The sequence below is a fragment of the Pseudomonas sp. B611 genome (genome assembly GCF_055407965.1).
This window is the reverse complement of the sequence record NZ_JBUZST010000004.1, coordinates 287,274-301,701: the sequence shown is the minus strand read 5'-3', so window position 1 is coordinate 301,701 and position 14,428 is coordinate 287,274. Positions and strand designations below refer to the sequence as shown.

Annotated in this window: 11 protein-coding genes and 2 pseudogenes; 6 read left to right on the top strand and 7 right to left on the bottom strand. The window is 60.8% G+C overall.

What is annotated here, in order from left to right; translation table 11 throughout:
* Positions 1-162: 162 nt before the first annotated feature.
* Together ACZRMO_RS12065 and ACZRMO_RS12060 are read left to right on the top strand one after the other, a co-directional pair.
* Positions 163-933, top strand: a complete 771-nt coding sequence (locus tag ACZRMO_RS12065) for a ParA family protein (protein WP_463973003.1) — start codon at positions 163-165, stop codon at positions 931-933.
* Positions 934-1,398: 465 nt separating this feature from the next.
* Positions 1,399-1,614 carry a DUF6124 family protein gene (locus ACZRMO_RS12060; protein ID WP_463973002.1) on the top strand — a complete coding sequence of 72 codons (216 nt, stop codon included), beginning with the start codon at positions 1,399-1,401 and terminating at the stop codon, positions 1,612-1,614.
* 132 nt (positions 1,615-1,746) lie between these two features.
* On the opposite strand, the gene trxC is transcribed toward ACZRMO_RS12060, so the two are convergent.
* Positions 1,747-2,181, bottom strand: a complete 435-nt coding sequence (gene trxC, locus ACZRMO_RS12055; protein ID WP_463973001.1) for a thioredoxin TrxC — start codon at positions 2,179-2,181, stop codon at positions 1,747-1,749.
* A 223-nt stretch (positions 2,182-2,404) separates the two neighbouring features.
* On the opposite strand from trxC, the gene ACZRMO_RS12050 reads away from it, so the two are divergent.
* Both ACZRMO_RS12050 and ACZRMO_RS12045 read left to right on the top strand, forming a co-directional pair.
* Entirely contained in the window at positions 2,405-2,701 is a 297-nt protein-coding gene (locus tag ACZRMO_RS12050; RefSeq protein WP_448186538.1) for a type II toxin-antitoxin system HigB family toxin, read from the top strand.
* A complete protein-coding gene (locus ACZRMO_RS12045) occupies positions 2,698-3,099 on the top strand; it encodes a helix-turn-helix domain-containing protein (RefSeq protein WP_463973000.1) in 402 nt (133 codons plus the stop codon). The genes ACZRMO_RS12050 and ACZRMO_RS12045 overlap by 4 nt, the downstream gene beginning before the upstream one ends.
* A gap of 5 nt (positions 3,100-3,104) precedes the next feature.
* Here the strand turns inward: ACZRMO_RS12045 and selO are convergent, their stop codons facing one another.
* From selO to ACZRMO_RS12020, 5 genes and pseudogenes are all read right to left on the bottom strand, one after another.
* Positions 3,105-4,568, bottom strand: coding sequence for a protein adenylyltransferase SelO (gene selO / locus ACZRMO_RS12040; protein ID WP_463972999.1), 1,464 nt, complete (start codon positions 4,566-4,568; stop codon positions 3,105-3,107).
* A gap of 48 nt (positions 4,569-4,616) precedes the next feature.
* Entirely contained in the window at positions 4,617-8,000 is a 3,384-nt protein-coding gene (gene mscK, locus ACZRMO_RS12035; RefSeq protein ID WP_463972998.1) for a mechanosensitive channel MscK, read from the bottom strand.
* 49 nt (positions 8,001-8,049) lie between these two features.
* Positions 8,050-9,792 (bottom strand): potassium/proton antiporter, encoded by a 1,743-nt coding sequence (locus ACZRMO_RS12030; RefSeq protein WP_017734886.1) that lies wholly within the window; start codon positions 9,790-9,792, stop codon positions 8,050-8,052.
* Positions 9,793-10,009: 217 nt separating this feature from the next.
* Positions 10,010-10,609: pseudogene (locus tag ACZRMO_RS12025) on the bottom strand (methyl-accepting chemotaxis protein); the annotation flags it as partial.
* 303 nt (positions 10,610-10,912) lie between these two features.
* A pseudogene (locus tag ACZRMO_RS12020) lies at positions 10,913-11,569 on the bottom strand (MCP four helix bundle domain-containing protein); the annotation flags it as partial.
* 332 nt (positions 11,570-11,901) lie between these two features.
* On the opposite strand from ACZRMO_RS12020, the gene ACZRMO_RS12015 reads away from it, so the two are divergent.
* The gene (locus ACZRMO_RS12015) at positions 11,902-12,132 is read left to right on the top strand and encodes a hypothetical protein (RefSeq protein ID WP_463972997.1); all 231 of its coding nucleotides are present in this window, start codon (positions 11,902-11,904) and stop codon (positions 12,130-12,132) included.
* Positions 12,129-12,422 carry a cell division protein ZapA gene (locus ACZRMO_RS12010; RefSeq protein WP_124525485.1) on the top strand — a complete coding sequence of 98 codons (294 nt, stop codon included), beginning with the start codon at positions 12,129-12,131 and terminating at the stop codon, positions 12,420-12,422. The genes ACZRMO_RS12015 and ACZRMO_RS12010 overlap by 4 nt, the downstream gene beginning before the upstream one ends.
* Here ACZRMO_RS12010 and ACZRMO_RS12005 read toward each other — a convergent pair.
* On the bottom strand, positions 12,419-14,221 hold the full coding sequence (locus ACZRMO_RS12005; RefSeq protein ID WP_463972996.1) for an acyl-CoA dehydrogenase: 1,803 nt from the start codon (positions 14,219-14,221) through the stop codon (positions 12,419-12,421). The genes ACZRMO_RS12010 and ACZRMO_RS12005 overlap by 4 nt on opposite strands.
* Positions 14,222-14,428: the final 207 nt, after the last annotated feature.

Below are 14,428 nucleotides of genomic sequence, written 5' to 3'. Positions count from 1 at the left end.
GATCAGATTGGATTGTCAGATCGTTCTGTTTAATTTGTCGGTGGCAGATGACAGTCAGCGCTTCAATCGTCTGCGATGCTGTAGTGCATGGATGAACAAGGTAGCTAACAGGCGCTTTTGCCCTCTACACTCGGGCATTCATTGATACACGGAGGTTTTTCCATGCGGCGTGTGGTGTTCAATCAGAAAGGTGGCGTTGGCAAGTCCAGCATTGCCTGCAACCTGGCGGCGGTCAGCGCCAGCGAAGGCTATCGAACCCTGTTGGTGGACCTCGATGCACAAGCCAACTCAACCCAGTACCTCACCGGGCTGACGGGCGACGACATCCCCATGGGGATCGCGGATTTTTTCAAGCAAACCCTGTCTTCCGGGCCATTTTCGAAGAAGAACAAGGTGGATATCTACGAAACGCCCTTCGACAACCTGCACGTGGTCACCGCCACCGCCGAGCTGGCGGACTTGCAGCCCAAGCTTGAGGCCAAGCACAAGATCAACAAGCTGCGAAAGCTGTTGGACGAGTTGAGCGAAGATTACGACCGAATCTACCTGGACACCCCGCCGGCGTTGAACTTCTACGCGGTTTCGGCGTTGATTGCCGCTGATCGCGTGCTGATCCCCTTCGATTGCGACAGTTTCTCGCGACAAGCGCTGTACGGCCTGCTGGCTGAGATCGAAGAATTGAAGGAAGACCACAACGAAGGCCTTGAGGTTGAAGGCATCGTGGTCAACCAGTTCCAGGCCCGGGCGAGCCTGCCGCAGCAGATGCTCGACGAGTTGATTGCCGAGGGTTTGCCGGTGCTGCCGGTGTACCTGGCCAGCTCCGTGCGCATGCGTGAGTCGCACCAGGAGAGCAAGCCGCTGATCCACCTGGACCCACGGCACAAGCTGACCCAGCAGTTTGTGGAGTTGCATAACTTGCTGGAAAGCGCATAAGCCAAGGTACAACCCAAATCCAATGTGGGAGCGGGCTTGCTCGCGAATGCGGAGTGTCAGTCGCCAGAGATGTTGGCTGATATACCGCCTTCGCGAGCAAGCCCGCTCCCACATTTGTTTTGCATTCAGGCAGGGGGATTTGGATTTGTCCCACAGAGGCTGTAGGACAGGTCTGGCAATAGGGCATGAGCCTTGTATCGTTGCCTACGCATACGCCAGAATCCGCCGGCTTGTGCGTCTGGAGGGGTGTCTCTTAAGGTTCGCCGGTCGCTGAATGTTCAGTGATCGGGTTTAGTAGCCCAACAGATGACAGCATGTGCAAGGCTCCAAAATCTTATGGCTGCTGTGCGCAGGGCACCTTCGGGTGCGCCGGTTTTGCTTTCGTTCCCGGTCTACTAACCTGCGTACAGCTGCCGCCCTCGTTTAGTAGCGAATAGGTGGTGGCCCTGTCAGAGAACGAAAAGCATGTTATTCACCATAACCCCCAATCTGCCCACCGAAACCCTCGTGCTCAACAGCTACGAAACCTTCTCTTCCGTGCGCACCCTGTTGCCCAACCTGTCCAACGACCTCACCGGCGAACACCGCGACGTAGCTTTGGCCATCCATCAATTAAGCGAGCTGGGAGTACTGCTGGTCGGCCAGATGATGGACCGCGAAGTCCCACTGACCCAAGGCTAAAACGCGGTCAGAAATGTGGGAGCGGGCTTGCTCGCGAAAGCGGTGTGTCATTCAACCTATGCATCGACTGACACTTCGCATTCGCGAGCAAGCCCGCTCTCACATGGGGTAGGTGTTGTTCTCAGGGGCGGGTTACACGCCCTGGCTGCGCAGCCATGCCATCAACTGCGGCAACGGAAACGCCCCGCTCTGGCGCGCCACTTCGCGGCCGTTCTTGAACAGGATCAAGCTAGGAATCGAACGAATCCCCAACTGCGCCGACAGCTGCTGATTGGCTTCACTGTCCAGCTTGGCCAACCGGCATTTGCCCTCCAGCTGCCCGGCCGCCTGCTCAAACACCGGCGCAAACGATTTGCACGGCCCGCACCAGTCGGCCCATACATCCACCAGCAACGGCAAATCGCCTTTGATCTGGCTGGCATAGTCGCCTTGCTTCAGTTCGAAAGGCTTGTTCAACAACACTGGTTGCTTGCAACGCCCGCACTTGGGCGCGTCGCCCAGGCGTTCGCCGGGGATGCGGTTGAGGCCGTTGCAATGCGGGCAAGGGATGACGAGAGGTTCGGACATAGTGGGCTCCTGGAAATGGCCAATGGGCTCTATTTGGAGTCGGCGCGGATGTTTATCAAGGCATGGAGATGGCGACTCATCCGCTCACAGTTTCGCCGGTGTTGATCCGGGAGCGCCTGTCTAGGCTGTTGAAGGGCGCCATTGGTCTGTTTGCGAATATAGCAAATTGCGATATTCGCAGGTCAGGTTTAACCTTCATAGCAAGATGCGATAAGGATGTTGCATGCGAGTGATCAGCGAGAAAAGGATCTGGGAAGCAAAGGAAAAGTGGCCGCGTTCAGCAACAGCGTTGGATCAGTGGTATCGGATCGTGAAGCGAAATTCCCCCAAAGACTTCGCAGCGATGAAAGCCATGTTTCCCGCCACGGATAAGGTTGGAGAGTTTCATGTGTTCGATATTGGAGGCAACAAACTGAGGTTGATTGCTGGCGTGGAGTATTGGGCGCAACGTATTTACATCAAGCATCTGCTTGATCACCGCGAGTATGAGAAAGACAAATGGAAGGAGAAAATCCGATGAGCGCGCTTATGCGAGTAGCGGCTGAACACTGGCAATTCGTTTCGCCGGTGTTGCGCAAGCCGGAGAACGAGGCAGACTACGACGCGCTGGTATGTGGCCTGGACGAGCTGTTGAGCATGATCGGTGAGGACGAGGACAGTCCGCTGATGAGCTTGGTGGACATCCTCAGTGATTGGATCGAAGCCTACGACCATGAGCATCGCCCGATGCCCGTCGCCAGTGGTGCCGATGTGCTGCGCTACATGATGCGCGAGCATAACCTTACTCAAAGCGACCTGCCGGGTGTCGGTGCGCAGTCGGTCGTCTCTGAGATATTGAGCGGCAAACGCCAGCTCAACATACGGCAAATACGTTGGCTGGCTGAACGCTTCGGTGTTTCAGTCGAAACCTTCATCTAAAGGTTTCACGACGAACAACTAATCTCCAAATGCTTACCCCAATCCGGCGGCCGCTGCGCGTATTGCTCCATCCCCGGTTGTTCTTCAAACGGTTTGCTCAGCACCTCATGCAGTCGCCGCACTTCACTGTAGTCCCCGGACTCGGCAGCGGTGATGGCGTTCTGCGCCAGGTAGTTGCGCAGGATGTACAGCGGGTTCACCGCGTGCATCCGCTCGCGGCGTTGTTCTTCGCTGGAATGCCCGTCCCGCTCTACGCGGGCCTTGTACAGTTCGGCCCAGGCATCAAACCCGGCCATGTCGACAAAATCATCACGCAGCTTCGTCACGGCCAGCGCCGCCGACTCATCCCCCAGGCGGCGGAAGAACAGCGTGTAATCCACGCCGCTGTTCTGCATCAGCTTCAACAGGCGCTCCACCAGCTTCTGGTCGTCATCTTCAGCGGTGGTGAGCCCCAACCGGCGGCGCATCAAGTCCAGGTAATTGGCCTGATACAACGGCAGGTACAGCCCAAGCGCTTCCTTCAACGCATCCACGCTGATAAACGGCGTCAACGCCTGCGCCAGTGCACTGAGGTTCCACTGCCCAATCGGCACCTGGTTGCTGAAGGAATAGCGCCCTTCATGATCCGAATGGTTGCAGATGAAGTGGGCGTCAAAGTCATCGAGGAATGCAAACGGCCCGAAGTCGAAGGTGATGCCCAGGATCGACATGTTGTCGGTGTTCATCACCCCATGGCAGAAGCCGTAAGCCTGCCATTTGGCGATCAACTCGGCGTTGCGCTCGACGATTTCGCGGAACATGGCCAGGTACGGCTCAGGCTGCTCACGGCATTCCGGGTAGTGCAGGTTCAGCACGTGCTCAGCCAACAGCGCCTGCTGCTCGGGTTTTTTGGTGTAGTAGAAATATTCGAAATGCCCGAAGCGGATATGGCTCGGCGCCATGCGCAATACCATCGCGCCACGTTCCTGCTTCTCACGCCACACCGGGGTGTCGGAGCCGATCACGCACAGGGCACGGCTGCTGGGGATGCCCAGCGCGTGCAGGGCTTCGGATGCGAGGAACTCGCGGATCGACGAGCGCAACACGGCTCGACCATCGCCCATGCGCGAGTAAGGCGTCTGCCCGGCGCCCTTGAGGTGCAAGTCCCAATGCTCGCCGGCCGCGTTGTACACCTCGCCCAGCAACAATCCACGGCCATCACCCAGTTGCGGGGTATAGCCACCGAACTGATGCCCGGAATAGACCATCGCCCGTGGCTCCGCTTCTGCCCACAGCTTGTGCCCGCCAAACAGCTCGGCGAATTCCGGCGTCTCGGCCACGGCCGGGTCGAGGTCGAGCAGGGCCATGGCGGCATTGCTGGCGACCACCAGGCGCGGGGCGTCGAGGGGTTCGGGCAGAACGTGGGTTGAGAACGCGTCGCCCAAGCGTGCGAAACGGTTGTCGAAGGTCAGTTCGTCGAGGGCTTTCACCGGCCATCTCCAGCAGAATGTCCGAGCATTCTGCTGGGGATAGCGCAGTTAGTCGAGTTTGCTCGGCGGTGGTTCCGGCGCATCCTGGACGTTGCCCGCGGGCGGTTCGGGTTTGTCCGGGCTTTCAGCGGGAGGCACGATGGTCTTGCGGTCGTCTTCCACCGGCACCAGTTTGTATTCCTGACCGTGCATGTTCTTGAGGTACACCTCCATCTGGCGGAACGAGATGTTGATGTGCTGCTTCTTGAATTCACGGTTGATGTAACGGTTGACCTCGTCCAGCACCGGGTTGCGGTCGCCCAGGTCGCGCACGTGCATGCGCAGTTCGTGGTCGAGGGTGCTTTCGCCGAAGTTGAGGAAGTACACGTGGGGTTCGGGTTCTTTGAGGACGCGCGGGTTTTCCCGGGCGGCCTTGAGTAACAGTTCCTTCACCAGATCCAGGTTCGAGCCGTAGTCCACGCCCAGTTTCAGGGTGACGCGGGTGATGGTGTCGGTCAGCGACCAGTTGATCAGTTGCCCGGTAATGAACGTCTTGTTGGGGACGATAATGTCCTTGCGGTCAAAATCGGTGATCGTCGTCGCACGGATGCGGATCTTGCTCACCGTGCCCGACAGGTTGCCGATGGTGATGGTGTCGCCAATCCGTACCGGGCGTTCGAACAGGATCATGATGCCGGAGATAAAGTTGGCGAAGATCTCCTGCATGCCGAAACCCAACCCCACCGACAGCGCTGCCACCAGCCATTGCAACTTGTCCCAGCTCACGCCGAGGGTGGACAGCGTCGACACAAAGCCGATGCCCGCAATCACGTAGGACAGCAACGTGGTGGTCGCATACGCGCTGCCCTGGGCCAGGTCCAGCTTGGACAGCACCAGCACTTCCAGCAAGCCCGGCAGGTTGCGCGCCAGGGCGAAGGTGATGCCGATGATGATCAGGGCGCCGAGCAGGTCGCCGATGCTGATCGGCACCATGCTGATATTGGCGCCCGTGCCGCTGGTGTATTCGTACAACGTGACGTTATCCAGATACGAAAACACCGAGATCAGGTCCGACCACACCCAGTACAGCGCCGCGATAAAGCCGCCGAGCAAGGCCAGGCGGATCAGGCGCATGGACTGTTCGTTGACTTGCTCGATGTCCAGGGTCGGTTCTTCGATCACCGCTTCGCCGTCACCGGCTTCCTTGGCCGCCTGGCGTTTGGCCAGGGCGCGCGCATAGGCCAGGCGCCGGGCGGCAACGCCCAGGCCACGCACGAAGGTGGCTTCGATCACCAGCCAGAACATCAGCAGGTACAGGGTGTTGATCAACCGATCGCTGAGCTTGAGCGCGGTGTAGTAGTAGCCAAAGCACACGGCGATAAACAGCGCGATGGGCAGGGCGGTAAACAGCACGCCCACGGCTTTGCGGAACAGCGAGGCCTTTTCGTGGGCCGGGCTATGCAGCAACAGGCGACCCAGCAGCCAGGCCATCAGCGCGTAGCACAGCAGCACCACGCCGATGCCCAGCACGTCGTCGGCCAGCGCCGCCGGTTGATGCTCGGCGATGGCCACCACGGCCACCAGCGCCAGCACCACCAGGCCGAGCTTGCGCACCCAGCCTTGGAGGAATTCGACCTGGGGCTTTTCCCAGCGGAAGTGCAGTTCGGCCACGCCGCCCGGCGCAAGGATGCGGTAGGCGGTGTAGAACACCATCCACGCCTGGGCGATCTGCAGCAGCGCCGCGCCGAGGTTGGCGTTTTGCCCACGGGCGTCGATCTGTAGCGCATAGCCGCACAGCGCCAGGCCCAGGGATACCGGCATCGCCAGCAGGATATTGATCAGGATGGCCTGGGGCGTGTGCCACTGGCTGTCGCGCTTGAAGTGACCGATGTCCTGGTGGACTTTGTTCAGGCGTTGATAGAGGTTTTTGCGCCGCCACAGCAGCGCGCCGATCAACAACAGCAGTGGCAGGAACAGCAGCGGGCGCTGGGTCAGGCCGTCGTAAAGCTCGCTGACGCTGGACGCCCAGGGCAGGGTGGTGACCTGCTTGCTCAGGTGCGCCGGCACGGTTTCCAGCCACTCGGTGTCCAGCGGCTTGTTGCTGGGGATCCAGAACATCTGTTCGTCGAGCGTCGCGCGCAGCGTGGTGGCGGTGCTCAGCAGTTGCTTCTGGTTGAGTTGCAGGGTGATCGATTCATTCAGCAGCGCGCTCAGCTCACGGCTCAGGCGCTCCAGCAGGTCGCTGCGGGTGATCGCCAGCTCCAGCAGGGTGCGGCGCAGTTGTGGGGTAACGTCTTCAGGCGCCTGGTTGGCCAGCAGGTTATCCACATAGGTGCTCGGCGAGCTGATCAGCTCCCGTTGCTGGTTGACCTCGAACTGGTACAGGCGAATGTTGGCGATGTCGTCCGCGAGGTCGCGGTCCACGGTGAGGCGCGGCAGGGCCTGTTTCTGTTTATAGAGGATCTTCGACAGCAGCAGGCTGCCCTTGAGCACGCTGATCTGCTCGTCCAGGGCTGAATCGCTCTGGGTCACGGTGTCCAGTTGCTGCTTGGTTTGCAGGTTTTTCTGGGTCAGGTCGTTGAGGCGGTCGGTGCTTTTGAGCAGGTAGTCGGACAGTTTCAGGTTGGCCGCGCTTTCGGTGGCGAGCAGGCTGCTGCCGCCGGCCTTTTGCGCTTCGATGGACTGTTGCGTCACCGTTTGTTGCGATTGCGCCAGGCGTTTCTGGTTGATCAGGGTTTGCAGGTCCTGGATCTCTTGTTCCAGGCGCGCGGTTTTTTCCACCACCAGGTCGTGCTGGCTGTTGCCCAAATCCTGCAGTTGGCTGTTGCCGGCCAGTTCCTGGCGGCGCAGCGGGATCAGGGCGTTGAGGGCGGCGAGTTCGGCATTCAGTTGGTTGCGCTGGTCGCTGCTGAGGGTTTTACCGTTGTCTTTGCCGGCCTTGAGGATCGAATTGATCTGCAGGATGCGCGTCTGGCTGCTGCTGATTTCGGTCTGGGCGCGCTCGGGGCGGGTCTGGGCGGCGATGGTCAGGCTGTTGGCGTCGGCCAGCTCTTTTTGCAGGTCTCCTTGCTGGGTGGTGCGCTGCACCAGCAGTTGCTCCAGCTGCGGCACCGGCAGGCTCGCATAGCGTTGTGCCACTGGGATGACTTTGGTGGCCTTGAGCCGGGTCAGTTCGCGCTGGTTTTCGACGGTCTGGCGCGGGGCGTCTTCGAGCTGGCGCTTGAGGTCTACCAGGCGCTGCTCGTAATCCTGCTTGTTGCCCAGGTAGGTCAGGGTCTGTTGCAGGATGTTCTGCAACGCCTTCATGTCGGCGTCGGGCAGCTTGCGGTCGGGCAGCTTGTCCAGGGATTGCTGGATAGCGTCGGCGCTGGGCGGGTCGGCCGCGTGGACGGTGCCGACACAAAGGGTCAGGCCCAGCAGGGCAGTGGCGAGGAACGTGCGCAGGATTGGCATAGAGACCGGTCGTGCAAGGTGAAGAATCGGGGCGTTGTCGCCCCGCAGTTTAGAGGAAGAGTCCGGGGCCCGGGCGACTTCCTTCGGGGAATCTGACGCCGACTTTGCCGATCTTGTTCCCGTCCATGACCGCGACGGTCCAGATGGTGTTGTTCCATTCCACCTGGTCGCCGACGATGGGCGCGCCGCCGACTTTCTGGGTGATGAAGCTGCTCAGTGGCATATCCGGGTCGATGCCTTCGAGCTTCAGGCCGTACAGGGCGGAGACCGCGCCCAGCTGGGCGTCGCCTTCGAGGACGAAGTCGCCGAAGAAGCGCAGGTCGAGGCCGCGTTGCGGCGCCTGGCTGAACAGTTTGCCCAGGGCCGGCAGGTTGTGTTCGTGGCCGATCACACAAAGCAGGTCGCCGACTTCCAGCACCGTACTACCCGACGGATGGAGCAGTTGCTGGCCGCGGAACAGCGCGGCGATCCGCGTGCCTTCGGGCATTTTCAGTTCACGCAGGGCCGCGCCGATGCACCATTTTTCGGCGCCGAGGCGGTAGACGAACAGCTCCCACTCGCTGGTGACGTGCACTTCCAGGGCCGCACGGGAGATCGGCGCCGGGTCAGGCGGGACGGTCACTTTCAGCAGTTTGGCCACCCACGGCAGGCTGGTGCCTTGCACCAGCAGCGAGACCAGCACGATAAAGAACGCCAGGTTGAAGTACAGCTGCGCATGGGGCAGGCCGGCCATCAACGGGAACACCGCGAGAATGATCGGCACCGCGCCGCGCAAGCCTACCCAGGCGATAAAGCCTTTTTCCCGGCCATGGAACGCCTTGAACGGCAGCAGGCCGACGATCACCGACAGCGGCCGTGCAAACAGGATCATCCACAGCGCCAGGCCCAGGGCCGGCAGGGCAATCGGCAGCAAATCATGGGGCGTGACCAAAAGGCCCAGCACGAGGAACATGCCGATCTGCGCCAGCCAGGCCATGCCGTCGAGCATATGCAAAATGCCATGACGGCTGCGCACCGGGCGGTTGCCAATCACCAGGCCGCACAGGTACACGGCGAGGAAGCCGCTGCCGTGCAGGGCGTTGGTCACGGCGAAGACGAACAGGCCGCCGGCGATCACCAGGATCGGGTACAGGCCGGTGGCCAGGTTGATGCGGTTGACCATTTGCAGCATCAACCAGCCGCCGCCCAGGCCGACGACGCCGCCGATACCGAATTCGCGCACCAGGTGCGTCAGCAGGCTCCAGTGCAGGCCGGTCTGGCCGCTGGCGAGCATGTCGATCAGGGTTACGGTGAGGAACACCGCCATCGGGTCGTTGCTGCCGGATTCGATTTCCAGGGTGGCGGTCACCCGTTCGTTGAGGCCCTTGCCGCCCAGCAGCGAGAATACGGCTGCGGCGTCGGTTGAGCCGACAATGGCACCGATCAGCAAGCCCTGGATGATATTCAGGTCAAACAGCCAGGCCGCCGCCATGCCGGTGAGGCCGGTGGTAATCAACACCCCCACCGTGGCCAGCGACAACGCCGGCCAGAGTGCCACGCGGAAACTCGCCACCCGTGTGCGCAGGCCGCCGTCGAGCAGGATCACCGCCAGGGCTAGGTTGCCCACCAGGTAGGCGGTCGGGTAGTTGTCAAAGATGATGCCGCCGCCATCGACGCCGGCGACCATGCCCACGGCCAGGATGATCACCAGGATCGGGATGCCCAGGCGGGACGAAAGAGAACTCACCAGAATGCTCGCACTCACCAGCAACGCGCCGATCAAGAACAGGCTGTTGATGGTCGTCGCATTCAAAGGCAGTACTCCATGGGCAAACAAGACGGGGCGCAAACTGGCCATGCAGTCTGCGTGCCAGCGATTCTAACCTGTTGAATTGCTGCGCTGTCAAAAGATCGTTCCCACGCTCTGCGTGGGAATGCCTCGTTGGACGCTCTGCGTCCGCTTTGGGGCGTGACGCGGAGCGTCACAGGCCGCATTCCCACGCGGAGCGTGGGAACGATCAGTGTGTCAGTCAGAGGCGGAAACGGCCCACCATCCCATTCAAATCCACCGCCAATCGCGACAACTCATTACTCGCCGCGCTGGTCTGGCTGGCACCCGTCGCCGATTGCACCGACAGGTCGCGGATGTTCACCAGATTACGATCCACTTCCCGCGCCACTTGCGCCTGCTCTTCCGCTGCGCTGGCGATCACCAGGTTGCGTTCGTTGATCTCGACAATCGCCGTATTGATGGTATCCAGCGACAACCCCGCGCCTTTGGCGATGTTCAGCGTTGATTCCGCACGTTCGGTGCTGTTACGCATCGAATCCACCGCGTGCTCGGTGCCGGCCTGGATGCTGCCGATCATCCGCTCGATCTCACTGGTGGACTGCTGGGTGCGATGGGCCAGTGCGCGCACTTCGTCGGCGACCACGGCAAAACCACGCCCGGCTTCACCGGCGCGGGCGGCTTCGATGGCGGCGTTGAGGGCCAGCAGGTTGGTCTGGTCGGCCAGGCCGCGAATCACGTCCAGCACCTTGCCGATATCCCGCGACTCATTGGCCAGGTCGCCGATCAGCGTGGCAGTGGCCTGTACATCACCGCTCATGCGTTCGATGGCGCTTACTGTCTCTTGCACCAAATCACGGCCGTCACCGGCAGAGGTAGTGGCGTTGCGCGACGCTTCGGACGTGCTCACCGCATTGCGTGCGACTTCTTCCACGGCGCTGGTCATCTCGTTGACGGCGGTGGCGGCCTGTTCGATCTCGTTGTTTTGCTGGGTCAGGCCACGGGCGCTTTCGTCGGTGACGGCGTTCAGCTCTTCGGCGGCCGAGGCCAACTGGGTGGCGGAACCGGCGATGCGTTGCAGGGTATCGCGCAGCTTGTCCTGCATCTTGGCCATGGCGGCCAGCAGGCGCCCGGCTTCGTCGTTGCCATCGACCTTGATCGGGCGGGTCAGGTTGCCTTCGGCCACTTCTTCGGCCGCTTCCAGCGCTTGGGCGATGGGCACGGTGATGCTGCGGGTCAGCAGCCAGGCGAACAACACGGTCAGTGCGGTGGCGAGTGCCAGCAGGCCGACGACCAGGTTGAAGGCCAGGTCGTATTGATCCTTGGCCTCTTGGTTGGTGACCAGCGCCATTTTGTTATTGATATCCAACAGGCGCGCCAGCACTGCGTTGACCTGTTCGGAGTTGCTCAGCAGCTCGCTGTTGATCAGGGTGCGCAGGGCTTCCACCTGATTGGTCTGGGACAGGCTCTTCATGCGCGTTTCAATCTGGCGGTACTGGCCGAGCAGGTTGACGTACTCGTCGTAGGCGGCGCGCTCTTCGCGGCTGTCGATGAGTTTTTCGTAGATGGCCTGGGCGGCGCGGATTTGCTGGTCGCGCAGTTCGAAGGTGTCCAGGGTCTTTTGCTGCACATCCGGCTCGCGGTTGGTCAGCAGGCGGTACGACAGCACGCGCAGGCGCAGGGTCAGTTGGGTGAACTCGTCGAGGGCGCGAATGCTCGGCACGCTGGACAGGGTGATGTCTTCGGCGGCGCCGCGGATCTTGCTCATTTGGTTCAAGGCGAACACACCGAGAAACAACATGAGCGCGCCGATAAACGCGAAGCCGAGAAAGGCACGCGGCGCGATATTCATATTACGAAGGGACATGCTGGAATCCTGGGGAGAAGCGCGATCCGTGCGGCCATGAGAGGGGGGATGCTTCTCTATCGGTCGTACGACTAAAGTCTAAAGGGGGGCGTGCGTTTTTGTCGCATCCGATGAGCTTCAGGAACCAGATCGGCGAATTGCAGTCACTAAGGCTCGAAAGTGCGGCCCGGCCCATAAAAATCGGGCTGCGCGCCGGGGATAACCCTGGCATCCGAGGTGAATTTTCTTTATCGTCACCGCCCTTTGAAAAAGCCCGAGAAATCAAAATGTTAGAAGCATCCCTCAGCCAATTGGAACAACTGGTCAGCGACCTGGTACAGCAAAATCAGGATCTGCTGGGCAGCAACGAATCCCTCAAGGCCGAACTGGCCCGTGCCAAGGATGAGAACGACAGCCTGCAATTGAACCTGATGGAGCAGGAAGAAAAACAAGGCGCGACCGCTGCCCGTATCCAGGCGCTGGTTGAGCGCGTGAGCGCAGGTCCTGTCAGCGCATGAATGAAGGGATAAAGGTCGTTTCGATTCTCGGAGAGGATTACTCGATCAAGGCGCCGGCCGGGGAAGACAAAACCCTGATGCACGCCGTGACCATGCTCAAGGCCTCCCTGGCCACCACCAAGAAGAAGTATCCGACGCTGATCGGCGACAAGTTACTGGTGCTGGCGGCGCTGAACCTGTGCGCCGAGCAGATCGAAATGCAGCAGGCGCACCAAGAGGAACTCGACCGTTACCAAGAGCAAGTCAGCGCCACGGTCGATGTGATTTCCAAGGCGATCGGACAGCCTTAGAACCATTCGTCCTGCATCGCGAGGCATGTATCATCGCGTGTCTCCAGAATCGCCAGTTCATGATGGCAGCCCGGTACTTCCCAGGTCAGGAAGTAGCGGGCGGCCTGGAGCTTGCCTTTATAGAAGGCCGTGTCGGCCACATTGGCCTTGGCCAGCCCTTCTTCGGCGCGAATCGCCTGTTCCAGCCAGCGCCAGCCAATCACCGTATGCCCAAACACCTTCAAGTACAGCGCCGAGTTCGCCAGGCTGCTGTTGACCTTGCCCTGGGCGAGATCCGTCAGCAGGCCAATGGTCACGCTTTGCAGGCGGTTGACCAGGTGTTCCAACGGTTCCCGTAGCGCGGTCAGCGTCGGGTATTCCTGCGCCCGGGCGCCGGTTTCGGCGATCAGTCTGATGAGTTGTTTCAAGCCTGCACCGCTGTTCTGCGCCAGCTTGCGCCCCAGCAAGTCCAGGGACTGGATGCCGTGGGTGCCTTCATGGATCGGGTTCAGGCGGTTGTCGCGGTAGTACTGCTCCACCGGGTATTCGCGGGTGTAGCCGTGGCCGCCGAGGATCTGGATCGCCAGTTCGTTGGCCTTGAGGCAGAACTCCGACGGCCAGGATTTGACGATGGGCGTGAGCAGGTCGAGCAGCTCGTGGGCCTGTTTGCGCTCGGCTTCGGTGGCCAGGGTGGTGGTGTCGTCGAACAGGCGCGCGGCGTACAGACCGAGGTCAAAGGCGCCTTCGACGTAGGCTTTTTGCGTGAGCAGCATGCGTTTTACATCGGCGTGCTGAATGATCGACACCGGTGCAGTCGTCGGATCTTTGCTATCCGGCAGACGGCCCTGGGGGCGCTCGCGGGCGTATTCCAGGGAGTACAGGTAACCGGCATAGCCAAGCATCACCGCGCCCATGCCCACGCCGATGCGCGCTTCGTTCATCATCTGGAACATGCAGCTCAAGCCCTGGTGCGGTTTGCCCACCAGATAGCCGACACAGTTGCCGTTATCACCGAAGTTCAATGCGGTGGACGTGGTGCCGCGCCAGCCCATCTTGTGGAACAGCCCGGCCAGCACCACATCGTTGCGCTCGCCCAGGCTGCCGTCGTCGTTGACCAGGAACTTGGGCACGACAAACAGCGAAATGCCCTTCACCCCGGCGGGGGCGTCCGGCAGCTTGGCCAGCACCATGTGCACGATATTTTCCGACAGCGGATGGTCGCCGCCGGAGATGAAAATCTTATTGCCCTTGAGTCGATAGGTGCCGTCAGCCGCAGGTTCTGCACGGGTACGAATATCCGACAGCGAAGAGCCGGCATGGGGTTCGGTCAGGGCCATGGTGCCGAAGAAACGCCCGTCGATCATCGGTTGCAGGAAGCGTTGTTTTTGCTCGTCGGTGCCGAAGCTTTCGATCAGGTTGGCGGCGCCCATGGTCAGGAACGGGTAGGACGTGGAGGCGGCGTTGGCCGATTGGAAATGCGCGAAACAGGCCTGGGAGAGCAGGGTCGGCAACTGCATGCCACCAGCTTCGAAACTGCGCGCGGCGTTGAGGAAGCCGGCTTCGAGGAAGGCATCGACGGCCGGCTTGACCTCGGGAATCAGGATGACTGCGCCGTTTTCGTAGCGCGGTTCGTTTTCGTCGTTCTTGCGGTTATGGGGGGCGAAGTACTTTTCGGCGATGCTGCGCGCGGTGCTGATGGCCGCATCGAAGGTTTCCCGATTGTGCTCGGCAAACCGCTCGCGCTGGGTCAGGCCCTCGGCATCGAGGACTTCGTACAGCTCGAAAGCCAGATTGCGGGAACTGAGCAGCGTCTCGGACATGGCGGCTTACCTATGTGGGAATAGGGCCGAGTCTAAGTGCGCAAATGGAGGGTGGATAGCAAGATTGATTTGGGTGATGGAGCTGCAAAACGCGGATAGGGGAGAGAAACGCGGTCCAAATGTGGGAGCGGGCTTGCTCGCGAATGCAGAGTGTCAGTCACTGAATTATTGACTGACCCACCGCATTCGCGAGCAAGCCCGCTCCCA

What these genes read in the sequence shown, in the direction of transcription:
- ACZRMO_RS12065 (WP_463973003.1), top strand. Translation starts at nt 163, where the DNA reads ATGCGGCGTGTGGTGTTCAATCAGAAAGGTGGCGTTGGCAAGTCCAGC.
- ACZRMO_RS12060 (WP_463973002.1), top strand. Translation starts at nt 1,399, where the DNA reads ATGTTATTCACCATAACCCCCAATCTGCCCACCGAAACCCTCGTGCTC.
- trxC (WP_463973001.1), bottom strand. Translation starts at nt 2,181, where the DNA reads ATGTCCGAACCTCTCGTCATCCCTTGCCCGCATTGCAACGGCCTCAAC.
- ACZRMO_RS12050 (WP_448186538.1), top strand. Translation starts at nt 2,405, where the DNA reads ATGCGAGTGATCAGCGAGAAAAGGATCTGGGAAGCAAAGGAAAAGTGG.
- ACZRMO_RS12045 (WP_463973000.1), top strand. Translation starts at nt 2,698, where the DNA reads ATGAGCGCGCTTATGCGAGTAGCGGCTGAACACTGGCAATTCGTTTCG.
- mscK (WP_463972998.1), bottom strand. Translation starts at nt 8,000, where the DNA reads ATGCCAATCCTGCGCACGTTCCTCGCCACTGCCCTGCTGGGCCTGACC.
- ACZRMO_RS12015 (WP_463972997.1), top strand. Translation starts at nt 11,902, where the DNA reads ATGTTAGAAGCATCCCTCAGCCAATTGGAACAACTGGTCAGCGACCTG.
- ACZRMO_RS12010 (WP_124525485.1), top strand. Translation starts at nt 12,129, where the DNA reads ATGAATGAAGGGATAAAGGTCGTTTCGATTCTCGGAGAGGATTACTCG.
- ACZRMO_RS12005 (WP_463972996.1), bottom strand. Translation starts at nt 14,221, where the DNA reads ATGTCCGAGACGCTGCTCAGTTCCCGCAATCTGGCTTTCGAGCTGTAC.